At 30.5% G+C, this 25099-nt stretch carries 28 protein-coding genes; 25 read left to right on the forward strand and 3 right to left on the reverse strand.

Going from position 1 to position 25099, the window contains the following annotated elements:
- Positions 1–21: 21 nt before the first annotated feature.
- The 7 genes from obgE to KPL55_RS02595 all read left to right on the forward strand — a co-directional run bounded on the left by obgE (position 22) and on the right by KPL55_RS02595 (position 5686).
- Entirely contained in the window at positions 22–1305 is a 1284-nt protein-coding gene (gene obgE / locus KPL55_RS02565; protein ID WP_216305145.1) for a GTPase ObgE, read from the forward strand.
- A 107-nt stretch (positions 1306–1412) separates the two neighbouring features.
- The gene (locus KPL55_RS02570) at positions 1413–1703 is read left to right on the forward strand and encodes a YhbY family RNA-binding protein (RefSeq protein WP_216305146.1); all 291 of its coding nucleotides are present in this window, start codon (positions 1413–1415) and stop codon (positions 1701–1703) included.
- A gap of 91 nt (positions 1704–1794) precedes the next feature.
- Positions 1795–2397: a nicotinate-nucleotide adenylyltransferase gene (gene nadD, locus KPL55_RS02575; RefSeq protein WP_216305202.1), complete on the forward strand. Its 603-nt coding sequence runs from the start codon at positions 1795–1797 to the stop codon at positions 2395–2397.
- Positions 2398–2451: 54 nt separating this feature from the next.
- Positions 2452–3030 carry a bis(5'-nucleosyl)-tetraphosphatase (symmetrical) YqeK gene (gene yqeK, locus KPL55_RS02580; protein WP_216305147.1) on the forward strand — a complete coding sequence of 193 codons (579 nt, stop codon included), beginning with the start codon at positions 2452–2454 and terminating at the stop codon, positions 3028–3030.
- Positions 3031–3034: 4 nt separating this feature from the next.
- Complete coding sequence (locus KPL55_RS02585; protein ID WP_216305148.1) at positions 3035–4315, forward strand: LCP family protein; 1281 nt, start codon at positions 3035–3037, stop codon at positions 4313–4315.
- Positions 4316–4356: 41 nt separating this feature from the next.
- Positions 4357–4737: a RidA family protein gene (locus tag KPL55_RS02590; RefSeq protein ID WP_216305149.1), complete on the forward strand. Its 381-nt coding sequence runs from the start codon at positions 4357–4359 to the stop codon at positions 4735–4737.
- Positions 4730–5686 carry an RluA family pseudouridine synthase gene (locus KPL55_RS02595; protein ID WP_216305150.1) on the forward strand — a complete coding sequence of 319 codons (957 nt, stop codon included), beginning with the start codon at positions 4730–4732 and terminating at the stop codon, positions 5684–5686. Before KPL55_RS02590 ends, KPL55_RS02595 begins: the two co-directional genes overlap by 8 nt.
- Before the next feature lie 57 nt (positions 5687–5743).
- On the opposite strand, the gene KPL55_RS02600 is transcribed toward KPL55_RS02595, so the two are convergent.
- A complete protein-coding gene (locus KPL55_RS02600; RefSeq protein WP_216305151.1) occupies positions 5744–7024 on the reverse strand; it encodes a D-alanyl-D-alanine carboxypeptidase family protein in 1281 nt (426 codons plus the stop codon).
- Between the two features lie 149 nt (positions 7025–7173).
- On the opposite strand from KPL55_RS02600, the gene KPL55_RS02605 reads away from it, so the two are divergent.
- Positions 7174–7875 carry a helix-hairpin-helix domain-containing protein gene (locus KPL55_RS02605; protein ID WP_216305152.1) on the forward strand — a complete coding sequence of 234 codons (702 nt, stop codon included), beginning with the start codon at positions 7174–7176 and terminating at the stop codon, positions 7873–7875.
- Positions 7876–8251: 376 nt separating this feature from the next.
- Here the strand turns inward: KPL55_RS02605 and KPL55_RS02610 are convergent, their stop codons facing one another.
- Positions 8252–8512, reverse strand: coding sequence for a hypothetical protein (locus KPL55_RS02610; RefSeq protein WP_216305153.1), 261 nt, complete (start codon positions 8510–8512; stop codon positions 8252–8254).
- 221 nt (positions 8513–8733) lie between these two features.
- On the opposite strand from KPL55_RS02610, the gene KPL55_RS02615 reads away from it, so the two are divergent.
- From KPL55_RS02615 to holA, 15 genes are all read left to right on the forward strand, one after another.
- On the forward strand, positions 8734–9048 hold the full coding sequence (locus KPL55_RS02615) for a hypothetical protein (protein ID WP_216305154.1): 315 nt from the start codon (positions 8734–8736) through the stop codon (positions 9046–9048).
- 11 nt (positions 9049–9059) lie between these two features.
- On the forward strand, positions 9060–10100 hold the full coding sequence (locus KPL55_RS02620; RefSeq protein WP_216305155.1) for a V-type ATPase subunit: 1041 nt from the start codon (positions 9060–9062) through the stop codon (positions 10098–10100).
- A gap of 36 nt (positions 10101–10136) precedes the next feature.
- Entirely contained in the window at positions 10137–12104 is a 1968-nt protein-coding gene (locus tag KPL55_RS02625) for a V-type ATP synthase subunit I (protein ID WP_216305156.1), read from the forward strand.
- Positions 12105–12145: 41 nt separating this feature from the next.
- Positions 12146–12571: an ATP synthase subunit C gene (locus KPL55_RS02630; protein WP_216305157.1), complete on the forward strand. Its 426-nt coding sequence runs from the start codon at positions 12146–12148 to the stop codon at positions 12569–12571.
- A gap of 19 nt (positions 12572–12590) precedes the next feature.
- A complete protein-coding gene (locus KPL55_RS02635; RefSeq protein ID WP_216305158.1) occupies positions 12591–12899 on the forward strand; it encodes a V-type ATP synthase subunit F in 309 nt (102 codons plus the stop codon).
- Between the two features lie 39 nt (positions 12900–12938).
- Complete coding sequence (locus KPL55_RS02640) at positions 12939–13550, forward strand: V-type ATP synthase subunit E (protein ID WP_216305159.1); 612 nt, start codon at positions 12939–12941, stop codon at positions 13548–13550.
- 47 nt (positions 13551–13597) lie between these two features.
- Positions 13598–15364, forward strand: coding sequence for a V-type ATP synthase subunit A (locus tag KPL55_RS02645; RefSeq protein WP_216305160.1), 1767 nt, complete (start codon positions 13598–13600; stop codon positions 15362–15364).
- Positions 15365–15406: 42 nt separating this feature from the next.
- Positions 15407–16789, forward strand: a complete 1383-nt coding sequence (locus KPL55_RS02650; RefSeq protein WP_216305161.1) for a V-type ATP synthase subunit B — start codon at positions 15407–15409, stop codon at positions 16787–16789.
- A gap of 1 nt (position 16790) precedes the next feature.
- Positions 16791–17411, forward strand: coding sequence for a V-type ATP synthase subunit D (locus KPL55_RS02655; RefSeq protein ID WP_216305162.1), 621 nt, complete (start codon positions 16791–16793; stop codon positions 17409–17411).
- Between the two features lie 206 nt (positions 17412–17617).
- Entirely contained in the window at positions 17618–17800 is a 183-nt protein-coding gene (locus tag KPL55_RS02660) for a hypothetical protein (RefSeq protein WP_216305163.1), read from the forward strand.
- 190 nt (positions 17801–17990) lie between these two features.
- Positions 17991–18155, forward strand: coding sequence for a zinc-ribbon domain-containing protein (locus KPL55_RS02665; protein ID WP_165413721.1), 165 nt, complete (start codon positions 17991–17993; stop codon positions 18153–18155).
- A gap of 163 nt (positions 18156–18318) precedes the next feature.
- Positions 18319–18891 carry an MORN repeat-containing protein gene (locus KPL55_RS02670; protein ID WP_216305164.1) on the forward strand — a complete coding sequence of 191 codons (573 nt, stop codon included), beginning with the start codon at positions 18319–18321 and terminating at the stop codon, positions 18889–18891.
- A gap of 213 nt (positions 18892–19104) precedes the next feature.
- Positions 19105–19257: a hypothetical protein gene (locus KPL55_RS02675; protein WP_216305165.1), complete on the forward strand. Its 153-nt coding sequence runs from the start codon at positions 19105–19107 to the stop codon at positions 19255–19257.
- Between the two features lie 154 nt (positions 19258–19411).
- On the forward strand, positions 19412–21199 hold the full coding sequence (locus KPL55_RS02680; protein ID WP_216305166.1) for a ComEC/Rec2 family competence protein: 1788 nt from the start codon (positions 19412–19414) through the stop codon (positions 21197–21199).
- Positions 21196–22230, forward strand: coding sequence for a DNA polymerase III subunit delta (holA, locus tag KPL55_RS02685; RefSeq protein WP_216305167.1), 1035 nt, complete (start codon positions 21196–21198; stop codon positions 22228–22230). The genes KPL55_RS02680 and holA overlap by 4 nt, the downstream gene beginning before the upstream one ends.
- Positions 22231–22288: 58 nt before the next feature.
- On the opposite strand, the gene rpsT is transcribed toward holA, so the two are convergent.
- A complete protein-coding gene (rpsT, locus tag KPL55_RS02690; RefSeq protein ID WP_216305168.1) occupies positions 22289–22561 on the reverse strand; it encodes a 30S ribosomal protein S20 in 273 nt (90 codons plus the stop codon).
- A 215-nt stretch (positions 22562–22776) separates the two neighbouring features.
- On the opposite strand from rpsT, the gene gpr reads away from it, so the two are divergent.
- Together gpr and KPL55_RS02700 are read left to right on the forward strand one after the other, a co-directional pair.
- Entirely contained in the window at positions 22777–23751 is a 975-nt protein-coding gene (gene gpr, locus KPL55_RS02695) for a GPR endopeptidase (protein WP_216305169.1), read from the forward strand.
- A 106-nt stretch (positions 23752–23857) separates the two neighbouring features.
- Positions 23858–25024 (forward strand): stage II sporulation protein P, encoded by a 1167-nt coding sequence (locus tag KPL55_RS02700; protein WP_216305170.1) that lies wholly within the window; start codon positions 23858–23860, stop codon positions 25022–25024.
- The last annotated feature ends 75 nt before the right edge of the window (positions 25025–25099 follow it).

The following is a 25099-nucleotide window of genomic DNA, read 5'->3' on the forward strand; positions in this document are numbered from 1 at the left end:
CGCTAAGGTAAGGTGAAATATATGTTTATTGATACAGCAAGGATTTTTGTTAAATCGGGGAATGGTGGAAATGGAGCCGTTTCGTTTAGAACAGAGAAGTATATACCATTAGGTGGACCAGATGGTGGAGATGGCGGAGATGGTGGAGATGTAATATTTGTAGTTGATGCAAGTATGACAACTTTATTAGATTTTTCATATGCAAGAAAATTCGTAGCAAAAAATGGAATAGCAGGTTCTGGTTCTAAGTGTTATGGAAAAGCTGGAGAGGATCTGTATGTTAAGGTTCCAATGGGTACTATTGTACGTGATTTGGAATCAGATAAGGTTATGTACGATTTAGCTCATGATGGTGAAACTTATAGAGTTTGCAGGGCTGGACAAGGCGGAAAAGGTAATGTTAAATTCTGTACGCCTACAAGGCAAGCACCAAACTTTGCTGAACCAGGAATGCCTGGAGAAGAGAGATGGATTAAACTTGAACTTAAGATCTTAGCTGATGTTGGGTTATTAGGTTTTCCAAATGTAGGTAAGTCAACACTACTTTCAGTAGTGTCAAAAGCAAGACCTAAAATTGCTAATTATCATTTTACTACATTAAAACCAAATTTAGGAGTAGTAAGTGTTAAGGGTGCAAATCATTTTGTTATGGCTGATATACCAGGTATAATTGAAGGAGCCGCTGAGGGAGTAGGTCTTGGAATAGGTTTTCTAAGACATATCGAAAGAACTAGAATGCTTATTCATGTGGTTGATATTTCAGGAATTGAAGGCAGAGATCCTGTAGAAGATTTTATGAAAATAAATGAAGAACTACGAAAATATAGTGTTAAGTTGTGGGATAGGCCTCAAATAATAGCTGCGAATAAAAGCGATTTACTATTTGATGATGAAGTCTTTGAAAATTTCAAGAAAAAATTAAATGAATTAGGATTCGATGATAGTAAAATATTCAAAATATCTGCAGCTACAAATCAAGGTGTTGAAGATTTGATGAAAGAAGCAGCAAGAATGTTATCAACTATCCCAGTTACAGAACTTGTAATTAACGATGAAGATAAATTTATAGTTGAAGAAAAAAGATTTACATACACTGTTGAGGTGGATGATCAAGGAACTTATGTTGTTGAAGGAAGTTTTGTTGAAAGATTGCTTAGTGCAGTTAATATAAACGAACCAGACTCTCTCAAATATTTCCATAAAGTATTGAAAAATAAGGGAGTATTTGATACACTAGTTTCAAAAGGAATTCAAGACGGAGATTTAGTAAGACTACAGAAATTTGAATTTGAATTCTTATTATAATAGATAAAGACTAAAAATTACTATTTTACACGGAACATGAAAACAAAATAGTATGAGAGTTGTAATATTTATTTTCATGTCCCCAAACATGTAGTTAGGAGGATATTATGATTACAAGTAAGCAAAGAAGTTACTTAAGAACTATTGCAAACCCATTACAGCCTATATTTCAGCTTGGAAAAGCAGGGATAGAAGAAAATTTTTTAAAGCAGTTAGTGGATGCACTAGAATCTAGAGAAATTATAAAAATTAAAGTGCTAAATAATAGTGGTATAACTGCAAGAGAAGCTTCAGATATAATTTGTGAAGCAATAGGAGCAGAGGGAGTTCAATCTATCGGTAGTAAATGTGTATTATACAAAAGGTCAATAAATAAGCCTAGAATTGAATTACCATAAAAGCATGTAATCTTACATGCTTTTCCTCTATTTAAATCACAATTTATATTGTTTTGTTTGTATGATTATATATATAATATAAAGAGGTGTTATAGTGAAAAAGGCCATTTTTGGAGGAACGTTTGATCCTATTCACATAGGTCACGTTCACATAGCATATGAAGCTTTATACAATCTACATTTGGACAAAATCTTATTCATGCCAGCGGGAAATCCACCTAATAAAATCAATAAAAACATTACAGATGCTCAAATTAGATATGATTTAGTTGAAAAGGCAGTAGAGAACGAAAATGACTTTGAAATAAGTGATTATGAAATAAATAAAAAAGAAAACAGTTATACCTACGAAACAATTGAACTTTTTAATGATATACAAAGTGATACTAAGTGGTATTTTTTAATAGGTGCAGATAGCCTAATGGACCTAGATAACTGGAAAAATGTCGATAGAATATTTAATAATTGTAAGCTAGTAGTTTACAATAGGGCAGGGTTCGAAGTAGAAGAAGTGCTAAAACAAAAAAAATATTTGGAACAAAAGTTTAATAAAGAAATAATATTTTTAAATATGCCAATTATAGATATATCATCAACTAATATTAGAAAGAGTATAAAAGAAGGTAGAAATGTTGATTATCTTCTTCCTGGTGGTGTTAATGAAATTATCGATAAACGTGATTTATATAAATAGATGTAAGATAATCCGTAATTAGTTTCTGAGATATAGAAATGGAGGAGGATTTTAATGTGGAATGAGCAAAAAATGTATAATTATTTAGAAAAGAATTTAAAAGAAGCTCGACTTAGACATAGTTTAAGTGTTAGTAAAACGGCAGAGTTACTTGCTGCCCAATATGATCAAAATATAGAAAAGGCACGAATTGCAGGATTAATACATGATTGTGCTAAGAATTTGACAGATGTACAATTTATAAAAGTGGTAACAGACCACGGAATAGTAATTAATGAGACTGAGAGGCAAAATCCATCTATTTTGCATGGCCTTGTTGGAAGTCTAATAGCTAAAGAAGAAATGGGGATATGTGATGAGAATATTTTAATGTCTATTCGATATCACACTACTGGTAGAAAAAACATGAGTATTTTAGAGAAGATAATTTACATCGCAGATTATATTGAACCATTAAGGCAATTCAGTGGTGTAGATGAACTAAGATGTTTAATTGAAATAGATTTAGATAGCGCGATATTAAAATCATTTGATAATAGTATAAATTATGTTATAAGTAAAAATGGAATGTTACATACGGATACAATTGATGCAAGAAATTATTTATTAAGTAAGAATAGTAGGTGTGAGTGAGAGCATGAATAATAATAGTGATAATAAACGCAAAAAGATAATAAATTATAAAAGATTTGCGATTGTTACAATTACCGTTGTAGTGACGGCTCTTGTACTAGTTTTCGGATGTTTTTATTTCTATTTAGCTAAGTTTAATAATAGCGCAACAGATTTATCAGAAAATAGAGTATCAACTGGACTTAATGCAGATGATGTTGAAAGAATTAAAAAAGATGGAAAATCATGCAACATACTGGTTATGGGAGTGGATGTAGGGACTCCTGGTGCTACAAATGTTAATGATCCTAAGAGAACAGACACACTAATACTCGCACATTATAATGCGGAGAATAAAAAGATTAATTTGATTTCTATACCTAGAGATACTTTAATTCAAGTAAATGGGAAAAACCAAAAAATTAATGCTGCCCATGCTATTGGTGGTGTGAAATACGCTGTGGCTGCCGTAGAAACGCTACTTGATATTCAAATTGACTACTATGGCAAAATTAACTATGAAGGCTTTGATAAGGTAATTAATGCTATTGGTGGAGTAGATATGGATATAACAAGGCAGATGGATTATGATGATCCTACGCAAGATTTAAGCATTCATTTTGACAAGGGTACATCAGTTCACTTAGATGGTAAAAAAGCTGAGGAGTTTTTTAGGTGGAGAAAAAATAATGATCTTTCTGGTTTTGAAAACGGAGACCTTGGAAGAATACAAAATCAGCATATATTTATTTCAAAAGTTATGGAAAAAGTAAAAAGTCCTATTATATTAATTAAAATTCCAAGCATTTTATCTGCAGTTAAAAGTTCTGTAGAAACCAATATGGATGCTAATGAGATACTTAAGTATGGCTATATATTTGCAACTATTGAGGATGGAAAACTTTCTATGGACACAATTAAGGGCGATTTAAAGGATGTAAAAGGTATATCATATGTAGTATATAGTGACGCTCAAAATGAAAAGATTATTTCGGAATTAAATAATGGTGACGTGTTAAACGTAGATAAGTCAAAGCTTAAAATAAAGATAATTAATGGCACAAAAACAGTGGGACTCGCAAGTGATTATTCATCATATCTTGTAGAAAACGGCTATAATAAAGCAGTAACAGGTAATGGTGACGCAGCTAGTAAAAGTAAAATTTCAGTATATAATGGTGACGAGAATATGAAAACTCAACTGAAAAAGGACTTCAAAATAGACAATATCGAATTCTTATCTTCAAGTGATGGAGAATTTGATATAGTAGTTGTGTTAGGTGACGATCATAAGCTTATGCATTAATTTAAGTTATCAATATTATAAATTTACAAGGGGGAGAAAAAATGGAAAAAATAATAATAAACACAAATAATGCACCAGCAGCTCTTGGACCATATTCTCAAGCTGTAAAAGTAGGTAATTTGCTATATACATCAGGGCAACTAGCAATAAATGTTGTAACAGGAGAATTTATTAATGATGATATAAAGAAGGCTACTAAACAATCTTTAGATAATGTAAAAGCTATATTAGAAGAGGCTGGAACATCTATGGATAAGGTAGTGAAAACTTTAGTATTTTTAAAGGACATTAGTGATTTTGATCTTATGAATGAAGTATACTCTTTGTATTTTAGTACAAATCCTCCAGCTAGATCTTGCGTACAAGTAGCAAAACTTCCTAAGGATGCATTAATAGAAATAGAAGTAATTGCTATTGCTTAATGATAGATTAACCTATGTAGTTGGAGCAGATGTTGTTGACGTAAAAATAAGGGATTATCTAAAACATTCAGAGAAATTGTCTGGTAGATTTATAAAAAGTTCTGGCCTAACTGGGAAAATAAGTGTAAATGATAAGGTAGCAAAGCTAAACCATAGAGTAAAAACAGATGATAAAATAGAAATTGATATGAAGCGGGATGAACATCAAAACATTGAACCGGAGAAAATGGAGCTAGATGTAGTATATGAGGATATAGATCTCATTGTTATAAATAAAAGCCCTGGTATAGTAGTTCATCCTACTCGTGGGTATCCATATGGAACTCTTGCTAATGGTGTCTTATATTATTTTAAGGAAAAAGGTGAAAATTGCATTGTTAGATTAGTTAGTAGATTAGATAGGGATACCTCGGGACTTATTATAATTGCTAAAAATCAGTTTTCACATATGGCATTAGCTAGGGACATGCATGGAAATGATGTACTTAAGAGTGACTTGAAAAAACAGAGTGAGCTCGTCAAAACTTTTGAGAAAAGTTATATGGCTGTTGTGCATGGTAATATGGAGAAGAAGACAGGAACTATCGACTTGCCTATTGGGAACCCTAATGAAGACAGTGCAAAAAGAGAAGTTTGGGAAGATGGACAAAGGAGTGTAACTCATTATGAAGTTATCGAATCTTTTAAAAATGGAGATTTGCTAAAAGTGACTTTGGAAACTGGTAGAACACATCAAATCCGTGTTCATCTAAGTCATATCGGTCATCCACTCTATGGGGATAGCCTTTATGGTACTTGTGAAAGTGAATATATAGATAGGCAGGCACTTCATGCTTATAAATTAATTATTCCACATCCGAGGACTGGGGAACAACTTATACTTAAGTCTAAGCTCCCGGAGGATATAGAGAATTTGGTAAGCAAATTAAAGGCAGAAAGTGAAATTTAGAAATTAAAATGAAAAAGAAACTAGTATAAACTAAATTTAGTTTGCACTAGTTTCTTTTTATTGTTTTCTATTATTTAAGTTATTTACAAATCTATTAAGTCTTTTTTTTCTTCTTCTTTTTTTCTTTATTCCACGTCTTATGAAAAGTAATATTATTAAGATAGGCACAAGGTATTTGAGTATATTTACAATGGATGGGGATATTTTTGAGTTTTTCGTGAATGTATTAGTTAGGGGTACTATTTTTTTAGAATAGTCTATTCCACTAGATAATTCTAAATTGTAGGAATCCTTTCCTAAAGTAATTATGGCTTTACTTACTAAATCACCTTTTTTTATAGAAGATAAATTTGGTTTAGTTTGCTCAGTCTTAATAGTTGGAGTTAAATTTGCCTTTTTTTCTTTAACAACATATAGATCTTTTGTCGCAAGGAGTGGAAGTGCTGTTCCATCATCTAACGTTAAGTTTGAGACTACATCATCCTTTTTAAACTGCTCCGAAAGCTCAAAATTATCAAAACCATAATTTAATAACTTTATACTATCTGGAAAAAACGTTTTTACAGGGTCATGTACAAGTGCAACTATAAGCTTGTGGCCATTTCTATTGGCTGTGGCAATATAAGAATGTTTTGATTGAATAGTGTACCCTGTTTTTCCACCTTCGCTACCAGGATAATAGTATTGGTCGGCTTTTTGTATTAATCTATTCTCATTCCAAAGAGGCCGCTTAGCTTTGGATTTATTTGTTACTGCCATTAAATATGAAGGAGTAGTTGCTATTACTTTGTACTCGGGATGTTTAATAAGTTCCTGCATAATTAATGATAAACCGTAGGCTGAAGTTTTATGATTAACATCATATAGTCCATTGGGATTTACAAAATTAGTATTCTTACAACCTAAAGAGTTTGCTTTTTTGTTCATAAGTTCAGCGAAATTTTCTGTTGAACCGCTTATGTGTTCAGCGAGTGCTACAGCGCAATCATTGGCTGAGGCTAATATTAATCCATATAACAATTCTTTTATGGAGATTTTTTCACCTGCAATTAGATATATTTTTGAACCATCAGTCATCTCAGCATTTTTGCTTACAGTTACAATATCGTCTAACTTAGTATTTTCTAAGACTAAAAGTACTGTCATTATTTTAGTGGTGGAAGCTGGAGGGTAAGCAGAATCTTTATTTTTTTGATAAAGCAGTTTACCAGTAGTAGCATCCATTAAAACAACACTATCAGCGGATACCTCTGGTGGAGAAGACAGCGCTTTAACTGCTGGGAATGTATTAAACAGTAAAAAAAATGATGTTATTATTATTGTGATTAACCTTTTCATAGATTACCTCCCAGTTTTTCAATATTTATAGTATATCAAAAAAATCATTTCTTAGCGATAGTATTTACGAAAAGTTGTCAATAATTCTATATATAAAGGGAAAATAACTAATAATTGTATAACATTCTCGAAGTTGGTTAGGAGGAATTATGAAAAATAAGGAAAAGATAATTGGATCTATGGTTATTTTGGTTATAAGCGTTGTCTGTATAATTTCTGGTTACGTTTTATCAAGACCAAAAGAAAATGTTAATGTTACAGATTATGAAAATATGTTTGTAGAAACTGGTAAAACATCAGAAAAAAAGGTTGTAACGGATCCTACTCAGCCTGAATCAAATAAAGCAGCTGTCAGCAATGCAAAAGTAGAAGTGGATACTAAAATAGAAGATAGTAATATCAAAGTAGATATAAAGGGTGCTGTTAAAGAACCTGGTGTTTATGAAATAAAAAAAGGAAGTAGGGTAACTGACCTTATAAAACTTGCTGGTGGGGGAACTAGTGATGCTGATCTTGATGCTACAAATCTTTCTGCAAAATTAAATGATGAGGACTGCATTGTTATTAATAAAAAGGGTGAGGAAGGTAAAACACAAATCACTCAGATTAACCCTCAAGGCTCGACTACTTCAAGTGCAGGGGCAGGTGACAAAGACTCTATTGTTAACATAAATACTGCAAGCAAAGAAGAACTTATGACACTTACAGGAATAGGAGAGGCTAAAGCTGGTGTTATAATTGAATATAGGGAGCAGAATGGAGGATTTAAATCTGTGGACGAATTAACAGAGGTTGGTGGTATCGGGGAAAAGACGTTAGGTAAATTTAAAGATAAAATAGACATAAAGTAACAACTCATATAAATAATAACCCGTAAAATAATATGGGATAAATGTATATTTATATAATTTAAGGGTAGGATATATAAATGTACAAGAAAAGTTTAAAGTATGTAGATTAGAATAAAACAATTCGACAAAATCAAACATATTAACATTGAATACAGCATTATAATATGGTATAATAACTATTGTACATTGGACATGAATAAGTAACATTATGGTTAGTAGTTATAGACCTTTATTATTTTAAATGTACAATCGGTGTAAAGTTTAGTAACACATATTCCCATCAATTAAATAGACATATTGCGGCTTAGATACATACTTTTATGTTATCTGAGTCGCTTTTTATATTCAATTAAAAAAAAGAGCTTTTAGCTCTTTTTTATTTTTCTGTTTCTTCATCTTTTTCAATAAATTCTATTCCACTAGGTTCAATTTTATAATTTCCTCTAACTGCTTGTTTAGTTATAAATCTTTTTTTCATTAGAGATTCAAGAGAAGATTTTAACAATCTAATATTGCCTTTACCATTTCCTAAATTAATCGCGAGTTTTATTTTTGCTATGCTTTGTGGTGATGAAGATCTATTTTCATAAAGATATTTAAATATGCTATCTTCAATTTCTTTTATGTCATCTTTCATAGGAATCCTCCTTTAATAATATATTTAATCATGAAATATAAGTATACTACATGAGTTAGAGAAAAAAAAGGAAAAACATTTATTACTAATGCGTATATAATGTCGAAAATCGCGTTCGACATTATCCTATAAGGGTAATATAATAAGATAATACTTATTATCTAGAACTATAAGTAAAAATCAGTATTATATATTATTTCTAAAATGTTGGGGGTGATGCTTTGAAATTTGTAATGAACAAAATAATGAGTATAGATAAAGACGCGCAAAACTATAGAAAGAACATTGATGAACTATTGAGTGAAAAACAAAATGAACTTGAGAATATAATAAATGATTTAATGGCTAGATTTGAAGAAGAATGTAAAAATATCAAGAGGGATATAAGTAATGAAAAAATCTTGGAAGCTGAGAATACGGCTAAAAATATAAGAAAAGAGAAAGAGGAAAATTTACACAGCATTAATGACAGATATCAAGCTAATAAATTAGAATTAGTAGATGCAGTATTTAATAGAGTAATAAAGCTATTATAGGGGTGTAATATATGGGAGATATCGTTAAGTTTAGCGCTGTAAATTCTAAAGTAAAGGCATTAATTGGGAAGATGTTAAGTCAAGATCAATATATTAAATTATTAAATTGCAAAGACTTTATAAGCACTGTTAAAGTCTTAAAAGAAGAAACAAGTTATAGTGAATTTTTAGAATCATATAATTTAGAAAAAATACATCGTGGTAACTTGGAAAATATTTTACATATGCACTACATAAGTACATATAGTAAATTTATAAAGTATTTTAATGGCGAATATAGGAATCTTATGAAGGTTTTGTTTTTAAGGTGGGAGATAGAAGATTTAAAAGTAATTATTAGAGGTAAATACCTAGGGCGAAGCTTAGATGAAATAGAAAATCGGTTAATTGCAAGATGTTCGTTAAATACAATAAATTATGATTATTTATTAGCATTTAAAAATGTAGAAGATGTAATATATGGATTAAAGAAGAGCATATATTATAAGAATCTAAAAAACTTAGCTAAAGATGCTAGTGAAAAAGGTTTGTTTAGGATTGAGACAGAACTTGATTTTTTATATTTCACGTCAATTAAAAAAGAACTTAAGCATTTAAGTACTGAGAATAAAGAAGCAGTGCAAAGTATAATAGGTATGGAGGTTGATCTTTTAAATTTAGGATGGATATACAGGGGAAAGACTTTCTACAAAATACGGCCTGAGGAACTATTTAATTATACTATATATAATGGATATAAACTTCCAAAGGAAAAGATTAGAAAACTATGTTATGTAAATGATATGGTAGATTTTCACAATTTAATAGAAAAAACGCCATATGCATATATATATGAAAAAGATGATTCGGTGATTATTGAAAAACACGAACGTGAATATCAAAAAAAATACTTCAAAAAAATTATTAGAGAAAATGAAACTAATATTAGCGTGCTTATGAGTTATTTTATGATTTATAGAATTGAAATAAAGGATATCATTTCAATAATAGAGCAAAAGAGGTATTCCATTGATTTGAAAGAAGGTATTAAATATATATCTCTCACATTATAACCTGTTACTTACAATCTAATTTTAGGAGGTGATTTTGTGTCTATAGAAAAAATGCAAATGATTAATTTAGTAGGTGTAATGTCTGATTTTGATAAGTTAACTAAAATGCTTGCAATAGATGGATGTATGCAGCCGGTAAGTGCTTTGCAGGAAATAAATTCGTCTGATTTTGTATTGAAAACCTCTAATGATAATATAGAGGCTCTAATGGACGTAAATTATATAAGGCCTTACTTATCTGATAAAGATTATAATATAAGCAATAAACATATTAAAGTACTTGTTGAAGCTCAAAAACTTAATGGCATAAATAGTGAATACAGTAAAGAACTGTATTTTGATTTTGATGATTCTCAAAAAGAATTAGCGAAGGTTTATGATGAGTATATGATTATAAATAAAAAAATTGACGATTTACAGAAAAAAGATGGGGATCTTAAAAACACATATGAGGCATTGAGGTGTTTAAAGGATGTAAATGTTCCCATAGAGGAATTTACAGCTATGAAAAATTTCCAAGTGGGTTTGTACAAGGTGCCAGTGCAAAACATGCTAAAATTAAAAGCTAATTATGAAAATATTCCTTCGATAATAGAATCTGTATTCACTGAAAATGATTTTGTTACATTTATATCATTTACTCCTTTACTTTTGCTAACAGAAACAGCAAGAATTTTTAAATCTGCAAACTGTGAAAAGATATTAATTCCAAATCATTATGCAGGTATTCCAAAGGACGTGTCAGTAGTTGTTCGAAAGGAAATAAATGAAATACAACAATCATTGCTAAAAATTCAAATTGATCTTAATGTATTTTTAAGGGAGAAATATAAAACTATAAAGAATATAGAAAATAGTTATGAACTAGAGCAAAAGTCTGAGGAAATTAAAAAGAGTGCTGCTTGTACAAATGAATTCTTTTATCTTTCTGGATGGATACCTAAAAGTTTTATGGAGAGCCTTAAAACTCTATTACTGAGTTTTGATGATAGAATATTGACTATTAGTAAGGATGCTAATGAAATAACTAATAAAGATATAACTCCACCAACGATGATGATAAATAATAAATTCTTCAAACCTTTTCAGAGTATGGTTTTAATGTATGGGGTACCTAGTTATAATGAAATAGACCCAACTATATTTTTGGCGATAACGTATACTTTAATGTTTGGGGCTATGTTTGGAGATGCAGGACAAGGATTAGTACTGCTTCTAGCAGGTTATGTTCTAAAGAATAAGCAAGGTAGAGTTAATTTAGGAGGAGTGCTAGAAACACTTGGTATAAGTTCTATTATATTTGGTTTTTTATACGGAAGTGTATTTGGATCTGAACTTGTAATTAATGCTTTATTAATTAGACCTATGGAAAATATTAACGATGTGCTTATTGGAGCAATAATATTTGGATGTGGTTTTTTAATTTTAGGTTTTATATTAGGAATTACTAACAGCTTAAGAAGAAAAGATATAGAACGTGGTCTTTTTGGAAAAGAGGGTCTCGCAGGGTTTATGTTTTATATTGGAGCTATAATACTAATAATATCTATAGTCTATAAGAAACCATTATTACCAATAGTTATTTGGGTAATATATTTTATTTTCTGTTTACTGTTAATACTGTTAAAACAACCATTAGCTAATAGTATAAAAGGAAATAAAATATTATTTGAAGAGGGTGCTAAGGATTATTTTATAGAATCTGGGTTTGAGGTAGTAGAAACGCTATTATCTATGTTTTCAAATACGCTCTCATTTATAAGGGTAGGAGCGTTTGCTTTAAATCACGTGGGTTTATTTGTAGCATTTGCGTCTATGGCATCTATGACTAAAAATGGGGTAGCATCAGTATTGATATTAATACTTGGAAATATAGTAATAATAGCCCTTGAAGGCTTGATTGTGTTTATACAAGGATTAAGACTTCAGTATTATGAATTATTTAGTAAATATTATGAAGGTAGTGGAGTTAGCTTTGAACCTGTAAAGGTTAAATTTAAGTAACACATATTATTACTACAGATATTTAAGGAGGAATAACAATTATGACTATAATATTAATATTAACATTTTGCGTTGTTATAGCTACTATTACTTATGGTGTTATAGCTGAAAGTAAAATCGAATTGCTAGGAAAACAAAAAATTAAAAAAGCCTTAAAAATAAATTTGGGTGTATTCATACCAGTTATGATGGGTGCGCTCATTGTAAATATTCCAAGTGTAGCACGTGGCGCAGTAGAGGCATCAGCAAATCCGGCCGCTGGACTTGGATATTTAGCCGCTGGACTTTCTACAGGGCTCGCAACTATTGGAGCAGGGTTTGCTGTAGGTTCCGTTGGTTCTTCTGCACTTGGAGCAGTATCTGAAAACCCTAAAATTCTAGGAAAAACTCTTATATTTGTTGGTCTTGGAGAGGGAATTGCTATATATGGTCTTATTATATCTATAATGATTCTTTCAAAATTATAATTTTTTAGGAGCGAGGGTTATGAGAAGTTATTTAATAAGTGATAATGTGGATACATTTGTAGGAATGCAAATGGCAGGAATAGAAAGCATTGTTCTTCATGAAAAAGAAGAAATAATAGAGAAAATTGGACAAATAAGAAAAGATAAGGGAATAGGAATAATAATAATAACAGAAGCAATAGCTCTTCTAATACCAGGCGAAGTTGACATTATAAAATTATCAAAGGATGGGCCACTCTTAGTGGAAATACCTGATAGACATGGCTGGCGCAAGGGTGATGACTCTATATTAAAGTATGTTAAAGAGGCTATAGGGCTTAAAATATAAGAATCATATTAGAGGAAAAGAATTGCAGGAGGTTTAGTTATGACAACTATTGAAGATAAAATAAGTTTGTTTTCTAAAATCATATATGACAAAGTAAACGAAGAAAAAAAGGAAAGACTAGATTTATTTAATATAGAAGCGCAAAGGAAAATAAGTACAGAAAAAGAAAAAATAAAAGATTTAAGTCTAAAACTTCAAAGTGAATCTCAAAAAAAGTCTAGCATTAAATCGAATGCTTTAATTGCAAAAGAAAAACTTAATAAGCAAAGAGAAGTGTTATTGCTTAAAGACAAGCTGATTGAGGATGCTCTAGAAAGTGTACACCAAAGACTCTTAGACTTTGTTTGTCTTGATGAATATAAGTCGTACTTCATAAGTGGCATTCAAAGAAATTTAAAAGCGATAGATAAAGGAAGTTACTATATTTTAGTACTGAAAAGGGATTATGATAAATTTAAGAGTGAAATTGAAGATGTTTTAAAGGAGTACACTGATTATAATATTCAAATCAAGATATCAGAAGATGACTTTATAGGTGGCCACTTGTTAAAAGACTTTGATGGAAGATTTAGAATGGATAGCAGCATATATTCTACATTACACGAGAGTAAAGAACTAATTGGTGTTAGAGTTATGGAGATGCTAGCTTAAGTATATAAGAATCAGTAATGGCTGTTGAAGTTCAAGGGGAGGGAAATATGGAAGGAAGAATAATTGGAGTAAATGGACCAGTTATAAAAGCAGAACATATGCGTGGCTTTAAAATGAGAGAAATGGTTATGGTAGGCTCTAAAAAACTTATTGGAGAAATCATAATACTAGAGGAAGACAACGCAACAATACAAGTTTATGAAGAGACTAGTGGTCTTAAAATAGGTGAGGTTGTAATCTCAACGGGGAGTCCGTTGTCACTTAAACTTGGGCCAGGAATACTTGGTAATATATTTGATGGAATTGAGAGACCACTTGAAAAGATAAATGAAATGTCTCATGGGTTTTTACCAGAGGGCATAGGGCTAATTTCTCTTGATGAAGAAAAACTTTGGGGAGTAGATGTTAATGTAAAGATTGGTGATGAATTAGAAGAAGGATATATATATGCGAGTATTCAAGAAACTGAATCAATTAAACATAAATTAATGGTTCCACCAGGTGTATCAGGTACTGTAACCTGGGCAAACGAAAATGGAGAATACAATATAGAAACTACAGTAGTTAAATTAACCCAAGGCGAGAAGGAATATGAACTTAAACTTTACCAAACTTGGCCTTGCAGAAGACCAAGACCAGTAAAAGATAAAAAAACTATATTTAAACCTCTTATTACAGGACAAAGAATAATAGATATATTTTTTCCTTTAGCTAAAGGAGGTACTTGCGCAATTCCAGGTGGGTTTGGAACTGGTAAGACTATAACTCAACATCAGCTAGCAAAGTGGTCTGATGCAGATATTATAGTATACATAGGGTGTGGCGAGCGAGGAAATGAAATGACAGAAGTTTTAGAAGATTTCCCGAAACTTATAGATCCTAGAACAAACCTGCCACTTATGAATAGGACTGTGCTTATAGCAAACACGTCTAACATGCCCGTAGCTGCAAGAGAAGCGAGTATTTATACGGGTATAACTATAGCAGAATATTTTAGGGATATGGGATATCATGTTGCTATAATGGCAGATTCCACATCAAGATGGGCAGAGGCTTTGCGCGAAATTTCAGGAAGACTTGAGGAGATGCCTGCTGAAGAGGGATACCCAGCGTATCTTCCATCTAGAATTGCGGAGTTCTATGAAAGGGCAGGTTATGTAGAAAATTTGAACGGAAGTGAAGGTTCCGTTACTGTAATTGGGGCTGTGTCACCAGCTGGAGGTGATTTTTCAGAACCTGTTACCCAAAATACTAAGAGATTTGTATCAGTTTTTTTAGGCCTTGATAAAAAATTAGCATATGCAAGGCATTATCCAGCAATAAATTGGTTAAATAGTTATAGTGGATATCTTACACTTTTAAAAGACTGGTATGAGGAAAATGTGGCTGAGGGCATAATGGATTTAAGAGCAAAAATGCTTAAGCTTTTATATGAGGAAAGTAAACTTTTAGAAATAGTTAAGCTGGTAGGTGAGGATGTACTTCCTGATTCGCAACGGTTAATTATAGAAGTGTCTAAATGCCTTAAAATCGCATTTCTTCAGCAAAATGCCTATAATGACGTAGATACCTATGCACCACTCGATAAACAATATAAGATGCTTAAAGTTATAGAATCATTTTATGATTATGGAAGCAACGCTGTCAAAGCCCAAATACCAATATCTATTATAATAAACAAGGAATTAATGGAGAAACTCTATAAAATGAAATACAATGTTCCAAATGATAAGCTTTCGATAATAGATGAGTTAGATAAAGAATTAGAAAATTATTTTAAAGAACTTATAGTGAAATATAAGAAAGGTAGATAATAATTATTATCTACCTTAATTGTACAAGAGGGGAGGCCCAATATGAAAAAGGAATATTTAATGTTAAATAAAATTCAAGGACCTTTAATTATACTGTCTGGGGTTGAGGATGTGGCTTACGATGAGATCGTTGACATATTAGTTGATGGAAAGGATAGAAAAAAGGGGAAGGTTGTTCAAATATATAAAGACAAGGCAATAATTCAAGTTTTTGAAACAACAACCGGAATGGCTGTTGATAATACTTCGGTGCATTTTAGAGGGGAGTCATTTAAAATAGCACTTACAAAAGATATATTAGGAAGAGAATTTAATGGAATCGGTGATCCAAAAGATAATGGTGGAGAGATTTATTCTACAAAGAAATACGATGTAAATGGACGGCCTATAAATCCTGTAGCTAGAAAATACCCTAGAGATTATATACAAACGGGAATATCATCTATAGATTGTCTTGCTACTTTAATTAGGGGACAAAAGTTACCTATATTCTCTGGCAATGGTATGGCGCATAATGAATTAGCAGCGCAAATTGTACGCCAAGCAAAAATCTCTAGTGAATCATCGGAAAATTTCTGCATAGTATTTGGAGCTATGGGTATAAAGTATGATGATGCTAACTTCTTTAAAAAAAGCTTCGAGGAGGCTGGAGTGCTTGAAAAAGTAGTTATGTTTACTAATTTAGCAGATGATCCTATAGTTGAGAGAATAATAACTCCAAGATGCGCACTAAGTGCTGCAGAATACTTAGCTTTTGAAGAGGATATGCATGTACTCGTAATACTAACGGATATGACAAATTATTGTGAGGCATTAAGAGAACTTTCCTCATTAAAAGAAGAGGTTCCTAGTAGAAAAGGTTATCCTGGATATTTATATTCAGACCTGGCCTCATTGTACGAAAGAGCTGGAATGATGAAAGGCAAAACAGGTAGTATAACTCAAATACCCATATTAACTATGCCCAATGATGATATAACTCATCCAGTACCAGATCTTACAGGATTTATAACCGAAGGACAGATTGTTTTAAGTCGGGGAATTGCGCAAAGGGGATATTATCCACCAGTAAATATACTTCCTTCTCTTTCAAGGCTTATGAAGGATGGTATTGGTGAAGGGTTTACAAGGGAAGATCATGGGGACGTTTCAAACCAAATATTTGCAGCATATTCTAGAGTGCAAGATGTAATAGCATTAGCGCAGGTTATAGGAGAAGATGAGCTATCTGAAATAGATAAGATATATATGGACTTTGGTAGGTTGTTTGAAGAAAAATTTTTGAAACAGGATTATGATGAAAATAGGGATATGGTAGAAACTTTGGATCTAGCCTGGGAAATCCTAAGTGTATTACCTAAAAATGAGTTAGATAGGGTTTCACCTAAGATTTTAGAGAAATATTATTTAGCGGTGGTGAAGTAATATGGAAACATTTGCACCAACCAAATCTACATTAATGGATGCTAAAAGCTCACTAGACTTTTCTCAAAAGGGATTTGAATTATTAGATAAAAAGAGAAATGTACTAATAAGAGAAATGATGTCTTATGTAGCTAAGGCGCGTCTTCTTCAGAATGAGGTGAATGTAACCTTTTCAAAGGCTTATAAGGCCCTAGAAGCTGCAAATATAAATTCGGGAATAAGTATAACGCAGGACATAGCAATGTCGGTAGAGGAAGCTAAGGATTATGAAATCCTATATAAAAGTGTTATGGGGGTAGAAGTACCTAAAATTATTTTTGATACTAAAGGAATAAAGCCTAAATATGGATTTTATAGAACAAGCGCTGCAATTGATGAAGCAATGGAAGGGTTTAATAAAGTGAAATATTTAACCTATGAGCTGGCAGAAGTAGAAAATGCAGTTTATAGATTAGCAATGGAAGTAAAGAAAACTCAAAAAAGAGCAAATGCACTTCAAAATATACAGATTCCTAAGTTTGAAGAAATTGTAAAGTTTGTTACAGAAGTTTTAGAAGAAAAAGAAAGAGAGGACTTTTTTAGGTTAAAAGTTGTAAAAAAGAAACATAGAAAAGAATATTAAAAGAATATTCAAAGTATTCAAAATGTGTTATAATGATTTTAGAAGAGGAGGATATGAAAAAAGGAAGTTATGACCACATTCAGAGTTAAGTAATGATATGGCACGCTGTAAAGGTTTAAGTTAGATAAGATTAGTGTTTAGTTTTAAATAATATATGTCAAATATATAATTGCGAACAACATTTAAATAAATAAAAGAGGTGGAGTATGGAAGAGTACAGGGGTTACGTAATAGAGGTTTTAGAAAATAATGAGAAAGAATATCCATATAAAGCGATAGCAAGAAAAGAGGAAGAACAAATAAAGCACAAAGGCTATAGTAAGCTGCAAGTTATTGATCTTGTAAAGGGAACCATAAACTTAGCAATAGCTAGAAACAGTAAACAATAAGCCATTGGTGTAGGTGAAACTATTTTGAGAAAAGTATTGCATAATATTAATATTTATGTTATTCTTAACGAGTTGGGATTGCAAAATCAACAACAACAAGATTTGATATGATTAAAACATTACCTTTTTAGGCATATAAAGTAAATCAGATCTTAAATCTTAATATAAATAAAAAGGAGAAATGTTTAAAATGGCAGATAAAACTATTGTATGTAAAGATTGTTCACAAGAATTCGTATTCACTGAGGGTGAACAAGAATTTTATAAAGAAAAAGGATTCGAAAATGAACCACAAAGATGTCCTGATTGTAGAAGAGCTAAAAAACAACAAAACAATAGAGGATTTCAAAGATAATATTATCTAAGAAAAATTACCTATAGGAATTAATTCCTATAGGTTTTATTTTTGTAGAAATTTATTGCATAATTTTTTTAATATTATGGTATAGTATATAAAAGATAATTATATGAAATAAAATAGTAGTTAATTGTATTTGTGTAAAAGGAGTGATTTAAATTTGAAAAATATAAAATTTAATATATCTAATCTGGATAAAATTAAAATACATAATAAGACCTTTAATAAGAAGAATAAAGATAGCGTTATAGGTGCTGGACCCATACATGTTCATGGTGGAATTTACGAAGGTGAAAGAGCTGATGGAATGAAAAATGGAGAGGGAACTTTTACTTATACTGATGGTAGTAAATACGAGGGCCAATGGAAGAATAATAAAATGCATGGACAAGGCACACTTACTTTTTCAGGTGGAGAAAAATATATAGGTGAGTGGAATAATGATGAAAAACATGGAGATGGAATTTATACTTGGATAGATGGTGAGAAATATATAGGAGCCTGGGACAATGGTGAAAAATCAGGTCAAGGCATTTGTACATGGCCATGTGGGGATACATACATAGGTGACTTAAAGGATGGATTACGCCATGGGGTGGGAACACATACCTGGTCCACAGGAGAAAAATATATAGGTCAGTGGCAAAATGATGAAAGAGAAGGACAAGGGATGTATATTTATTCTGATGGCAAAATAGAAATAGGAGAATCTAAGAATAACAAATTAATATAAAAAATTAAAATAACAGATTAAAATCTGTTATTTTTTATTGCCTAATATTAACTATGCTTCTATAGCTTTAGATCATATAAGTAGGGTTAATGATTTAACAGGAACACTTTTGGTACAAGCATAATACTATATACTAACAAAAGAAGTAGGAAGGATAACTTATGAAAAATTACATTAAATTAAAATATTTGCCTTCAGAGAGGGGGGAAATATATGTGTTGTTGGTGGATAATATTATTACTACTGGTTGATGTTGATGATTGCGGTAACAATTGTGGCAATAATGGCGGTTGTAATACTATTATTATAAATAAAAGGAAATGCCATAAGAAAAAAAGAAAAAATAAAAATATATGTGGTTGTTAAAATTAAGAGGACTTTAGGCGTTTATGCTAAAGTCCTTTATTTATCAACAAAAATATAGTTATACTACTATTAATAGTAATATATATACAAATATGAACAAGCTGATTATTTTAAATATTTATTGGATAAAATGAAATCAAAGGGGGTAATTATTATGGCTAGGCCTTTGGTATATTATGCAGTAACAATATTTGTGGGATGTCTTACTTGTTTGATTTTAATAAACAATACTATTTTAGGTTTTCTTATAGCAGTATTATTTTTATTTGTGATGTATTTTACAGTAAATATAAAGTTTTTTTATTTAATAGTTTGTTTTTTTATTATTGGAGTAATAAATTATTATTGCTATTTTAATATTAATTTACCGAGATCACAAAAGGTGAAAGTGAGAATTGCACAAAAGAGTACATATTATTGCACTGCTAAATGTGATAATAAGATAATTGTTTTGGAAGGGGATATTGCTGAGTTAAAGCGAGGGAAAAGAGTTTGGATAAATGGAAGTTTTAAAAAAGAGCCTGAATATGAGAGAGGTATAGTTGGGACATATATAGTTAAAAAATATGATATTTGTAATGATGATTTAATATCAAATATTGAAGGTTTCAGAAGTGGTTTATATGATAAATTTTTGAAAATATTAGGAGAAGAAAAAGCGGCATTAGTTATGGGTGTATGTTTTGGTGATAGTGGGTACATAGAAAAAACACAGAAAGATGATTTTAAAAAGTTAGGTATTAGTCATGTTATAAGTGTATCGGGACTACATATGTCAATAGTATATAAAGTTTTAGAGCAGATTATAGGGTATAAAATTGCCATAGTATTTTCATTTGGCTATATGATATTTACTGGGGGGCAAGCATCTACAATAAGGGCTTTTATAATGATTTTTATATTGAAGATATCGAATAAGGTTTATAAAAAATATGATAGCTTGTCATCACTTAGTCTTGCAGCAATTATACTATTAATGATTAGACCGTTTTATATTCTTGATATAGGATTTATGTTGTCTTTTCTTTGTGTTCTGGGAATTGTAGTGTATAATAAGAAAATGAAAAAGGTGTTATATAAAATACCATCTAAATTAAATGAATCCTTTAGTTTAAGCTTAAGTTCTCAAATATTTTCTATGCCATATGCAGTTGTTGCACTTAAAACTTTTAGTTTGGGATTCCTTTTTAGTAATTTTGTGTTGTTGCCGTTTTATACTGTGGTTGTGGTGCTTGGGAATATAGGACTCGTGTGTAGTGCTATTTCTGGATTGTTTAATTTAATAAATTTTGGATTATATACTGTTTTAATGATTATAGAATATATTCAAGAAATGCTTTCGGAAATGCTTCCTGAAATGATTTACTTTTCGTATATAGAGGGTTTAGTTGTATTTGCGCTATATTTATGTTATCTTGGAATTAAAAAAGGATATAGGCAATTTAGCTATATTCCCTTTTTAGTAGTATGTGTTATCACATTTCAAAATTATAAAATTTTTCCTGAAATTAGCTATATATGTATAAATAAAAATAATATAGTTCTATTGCAATATAAAAAAACAACAATTGCAGTAACCACAGGTAATGTTGATGTTAAGGACATAAAAATTCCTGTGACTATAGATAAAATTGTTCAAGGTTTTTCTGGTGACTCAACTGTAAGACTTACAGATAGATATTCTATCAGGTTGATTAGTAGAGGTAATAAACTAGAAGCATCAGTTTGCTTTTTGAATGAAAAAGATATAAAACATAGTATAGGAAATTATAATGATAATACGGTAACCACTAGTCATGTAAAAGGAAGCACACTATCTAAAGAGAACGTAGTGCTTAAAAATGATGAAATATATGTGCCAACAGGAACAATAATAAATAAATACATAATTGTAGGAAATAAAATCTTGAAATTTGCGCAGGGGTTGGAGGATATACTTTGATAAACTATGTTGAACTTGAAAAAAAGATAAATAAACGTGATTTAGATAATTGTTACATATTTTGTGGGTCGGATGAAAAATTAATAAAAGAGTATGTATCATTTATAACTAAAAATGTACTAAGTGAGGATTTTAAAGACTTAAATTATTCTAAATTTGATGGTAGTAAAACTTACTTTGAGACAATTAGCGATGCGTGTGAAACCATGCCATTTATGAGTAATAAAAAGGTGGTAGTTGTATATAGAGCCTCGTTTTTAGATGATACATCTGGAAATAAAAAATCTGGAGATTTAAAAAGTAAGAATTTCACCATGTTAAATGAGTATTTAAGCAATCCGTCACCTCATTGCATTTTGATTATATATTATACGTTCTTAAGTGATAGAGAAAAACCTAGTAACAAAATTAAAAAATTAGATAAAAAAGCTTGTGTAATAAAAGTTGATAAATTAAGAGGGGAATTACTACAAAAAAAATGTAGGAGCTTATTTGAAAGTGCAGGTACAAAAATAGAGAAAGCAGAACTTACCTTGTTTTGTGCTCATGTAGACAATAACATGGATATCATAGAAAATGAAATACAAAAATTGGTTTCATTCACAAATGGAAGAGGTATAACTAAAGAAGATATTTTGAAAATGCTTCCTCAAAAAAGTGAAAATGATATTTTTAATTTAGTTGATTATTTGTCCCAAAAAAATATTAAGAAAGCTCTAGATGTTTTAAATGAACTTATATTTAAGGGGGAAAAAATTCCGCTTATATTATTTATGATAGCAAGACAATTTAATCTTTTATTTAATATTAAGTTAGGTATAGATAGTGGGAAATCAAAAGAAGTTTTGGCAAATGAATTAAGGCTTCACCCATATATATGTGAAAAAATGATTTCGCAAAGCATGAAATTTACAATTAAGGCGCTAAAAAGAAATATTGAGTTATGTGTTGATACAGAAAAAATATTGAAAAGCACTTCTACTGACGATAAGATAAATATTGAAGTTTTTATGATAAAGACTGTGATGTAGTATAAAATTATTTGTAGAACAAAAAAGTAAAAAACCGGTGTAAATCACCGGTTTTTAATTATGCTGTTAAACTTAAAGTGTTTAATTTTGCAGCTAGTCTTGATTTTCTTCTTGCTGCCTTGTTAATGTGAAGAATTCCTTTTGTTACAGCCATATCTAAAGCTTTAACAACGGTTGCGTATGTAACCTTAGCATCTTCAACATTACCAGTAACGATAGCTGTCTCAAATTTCTTTACCTTAGTTTTTAAAGCAGTTTTAATCATTGTATTTCTAAGTGTTTTAACTGCAGTAACTTTAATTCTCTTTTTTGCAGATTTTATATTTGCCATTCATTTTCACCCCCCTTTATATTTAATAACGATCAACAGTTTTGGGGAAAACTGCATACGAGTCTATTTAATCAATCAACTGGTATTATAGCATTAAAATTTAAGTACTTCAAGTGAATTTAATATAAAATCAAATTATAAAATAAATATTATTCAAAGAATAGGAAATGACTATTAGGAAAAGATAATATTAAAAATTTAGTTGAGGTGAAGTTATGATAAATGTACGAACGGATTTAGCTGTTGAAGCTAAAGAGATATACAAAGCAGAAAATAATGGAGAGATGCCTGGTGTTGATGTAGATGAGTATAGTGAGGGTGATATTAAAATTACTAATGTACAAATAGTAAGTGATATTGGTGAAAAAATGATGGGAAAACCAAAAGGTACATATATAACTATTGATATCCCAGAATTTGTTCATTATGATGGTGATGCTATGGACAGAGTAAGTGTTGTAATGGGAAAAGTCTTAACGCCACTTATAAAACTTGATGATAGCATGACGGCATTAGTAGTTGGGCTTGGAAATTGGAACGTTACACCTGACGCCGTAGGTCCAAAAGTAGTTTCAAAGATAATGGTGACTAGGCATCTAAAGGAATTAGTACCAGACTCAATAGATGAAGGAATTAGACCAGTATGTGCCATATCACCTGGAGTACTTGGAATAACCGGTATGGAAACTGGTGAAATTATACGTGGTATTGTGGAAAGGATCAAACCTAATTTAGTAATTTGTATTGATGCATTAGCTTCTAGAAAAATGGATAGGGTAAATAGAACTATACAAATAGGGACATCGGGAATATCACCAGGAGCGGGAATTGGAAATCGTAGGATGGAAATTAGCGAAAAAACCTTAGGGGTACCAGTTATTGCAATAGGTGTTCCAACGGTAGTTGATGCAGCAACACTTGCTAATGATACTATTGATTTAGTGCTAGATGAGATGATTAAATCGGCTAGTGAAGGCAAAGAATTCTACAATATGTTAAAGTCTATTGATAAGGTAGAAAAACAAAAAATGATTTCTGAAATATTAAATCCTTATGTTGGTAATTTAGTGGTTACTCCAAAAGAGATTGATATTGTTATAAATTCTGTCTCGAAAATCATTGCCAATGGCATTAATATAGCGTTGCAACCAGCACTAGATTTAGAAGATATAAACAAGTATCTAAACTAGTAATAACTTGGACACTTTCCTCATATGTATGGTATAGGTAGATTTAAAAAGTAGGCTAACTTTATAATTAGTCATTTTTTAAGATTCCTAAGCAGGAGGGATAAAAGTGAATTATAAAATAAAGAGTTGCAAAGTTATAAATTTTATAGGGGAATATAAAAATAGACCTAGTAAAAAGACAAACTTCTCTAAATATAATATAAGAAAAAAAAGTAATGTGAGAATATTTTTTAGTGTTTTCGCATTACTCATTATTTTTTTAATAGGTATTATTTTGCCTATTAGTGCTAAAGCAAATAGTGAAGGTGAATATAGAAATTACTTTTATGTTAATGTTATAAATAATGCATTATCGGTAATTAAGATATCAAATAATAAAGAGCAAAGTACTAACAGTGAAGATAGCATGAAGCTAGCAGCATTATCGTTTATAGGAGTAGATTTAATGAACCCTATATCTATAGTAGTAAAAGAAATTGCATATTTAGATAAAAACGATAATAATACTCAGGAAGATGATTCAAAAGTATTTAGTCTAAATCCCTTCAAGTTAGGAGATAACCAGATAAGCAAAACTGACTCAAAAAGTGATGATTCTAATTTGGTAGCAACCCTTGATAATCCTGCTTTAAAAACAGCTTTAAATAATGCAAAGCCTAGGGTTCTAATATATCATTCTCATACTTGTGAGGCATATGCACTATCTGGAAATGATCTAGCTAAAACTAAGAGTAGCACTGATCAAACAAGAAATGTATGTATCGTTGGTGATGTAATAAAGTCAGAACTTGAGAGTAAATATGGTATTGCAGTAATACATGATAAAACTGTTCATGATAAAGGAGATTATAATAATGCTTATAAAAAATCAGGAGTTACTTTAGACAAGTACTTAAAGGTATATGAAAAATTTGATTTAATAATAGATTTACATAGAGACAGTGTAGAAAATAAAAATTCAGTAACAACTAAAATAAATGGTGAAAATGTTGCTAAGTTTATGTTTGTGGTAACTGATAAAAACCCTAAATATGGACAGCAAAAGAAATTAATAAATTCTTTAGTAGCAAAATCAAATAAATTATATCCGGGTCTTGCGAAAAGCAATCCTATTTATGCTTACCACTGGGGAATGGGATTTTATAATCAAAATAGAAGTGATAATGCATTGCTAATTGAAGTTGGGACATATACCAATACTGTACAAGAAGTAAAAAATACGGGTAAGTATTTATCTAGAGTTATTGCAGAACAATTAAATGGTAAAAAGTGAATAATTTGTTTTAAAAAGTGCATCCTTATTAAGGAGAGAGTTACAAAAAAGTAATTCTATATATTAAGGAGAATG

Source organism: Clostridium lacusfryxellense (assembly GCF_018861735.1).
GTDB classification, from domain to species: Bacteria; Bacillota; Clostridia; order Clostridiales; family Clostridiaceae; genus Clostridium_AD; species Clostridium_AD lacusfryxellense.

Bases quoted from the DNA above. Each gene is read 5' to 3' on its own strand.
- KPL55_RS02640 (WP_216305159.1), top strand. From the start codon at position 12,939: ATGACAACTATTGAAGATAAAATAAGTTTGTTTTCTAAAATCATATAT.
- KPL55_RS02635 (WP_216305158.1), top strand. From the start codon at position 12,591: ATGAGAAGTTATTTAATAAGTGATAATGTGGATACATTTGTAGGAATG.
- KPL55_RS02650 (WP_216305161.1), top strand. From the start codon at position 15,407: ATGAAAAAGGAATATTTAATGTTAAATAAAATTCAAGGACCTTTAATT.
- KPL55_RS02675 (WP_216305165.1), top strand. From the start codon at position 19,105: ATGTGTTGTTGGTGGATAATATTATTACTACTGGTTGATGTTGATGAT.
- KPL55_RS02620 (WP_216305155.1), top strand. From the start codon at position 9,060: ATGGGAGATATCGTTAAGTTTAGCGCTGTAAATTCTAAAGTAAAGGCA.
- obgE (WP_216305145.1), top strand. From the start codon at position 22: ATGTTTATTGATACAGCAAGGATTTTTGTTAAATCGGGGAATGGTGGA.
- KPL55_RS02605 (WP_216305152.1), top strand. From the start codon at position 7,174: ATGAAAAATAAGGAAAAGATAATTGGATCTATGGTTATTTTGGTTATA.
- gpr (WP_216305169.1), top strand. From the start codon at position 22,777: ATGATAAATGTACGAACGGATTTAGCTGTTGAAGCTAAAGAGATATAC.
- KPL55_RS02660 (WP_216305163.1), top strand. From the start codon at position 17,618: ATGGAAGAGTACAGGGGTTACGTAATAGAGGTTTTAGAAAATAATGAG.
- KPL55_RS02590 (WP_216305149.1), top strand. From the start codon at position 4,357: ATGGAAAAAATAATAATAAACACAAATAATGCACCAGCAGCTCTTGGA.
- KPL55_RS02665 (WP_165413721.1), top strand. From the start codon at position 17,991: ATGGCAGATAAAACTATTGTATGTAAAGATTGTTCACAAGAATTCGTA.
- KPL55_RS02630 (WP_216305157.1), top strand. From the start codon at position 12,146: ATGACTATAATATTAATATTAACATTTTGCGTTGTTATAGCTACTATT.
- rpsT (WP_216305168.1), bottom strand. From the start codon at position 22,561: ATGGCAAATATAAAATCTGCAAAAAAGAGAATTAAAGTTACTGCAGTT.
- yqeK (WP_216305147.1), top strand. From the start codon at position 2,452: ATGTGGAATGAGCAAAAAATGTATAATTATTTAGAAAAGAATTTAAAA.
- KPL55_RS02680 (WP_216305166.1), top strand. From the start codon at position 19,412: ATGGCTAGGCCTTTGGTATATTATGCAGTAACAATATTTGTGGGATGT.
- KPL55_RS02645 (WP_216305160.1), top strand. From the start codon at position 13,598: ATGGAAGGAAGAATAATTGGAGTAAATGGACCAGTTATAAAAGCAGAA.
- KPL55_RS02610 (WP_216305153.1), bottom strand. From the start codon at position 8,512: ATGAAAGATGACATAAAAGAAATTGAAGATAGCATATTTAAATATCTT.
- KPL55_RS02600 (WP_216305151.1), bottom strand. From the start codon at position 7,024: ATGAAAAGGTTAATCACAATAATAATAACATCATTTTTTTTACTGTTT.
- KPL55_RS02570 (WP_216305146.1), top strand. From the start codon at position 1,413: ATGATTACAAGTAAGCAAAGAAGTTACTTAAGAACTATTGCAAACCCA.
- KPL55_RS02655 (WP_216305162.1), top strand. From the start codon at position 16,791: ATGGAAACATTTGCACCAACCAAATCTACATTAATGGATGCTAAAAGC.
- KPL55_RS02585 (WP_216305148.1), top strand. From the start codon at position 3,035: ATGAATAATAATAGTGATAATAAACGCAAAAAGATAATAAATTATAAA.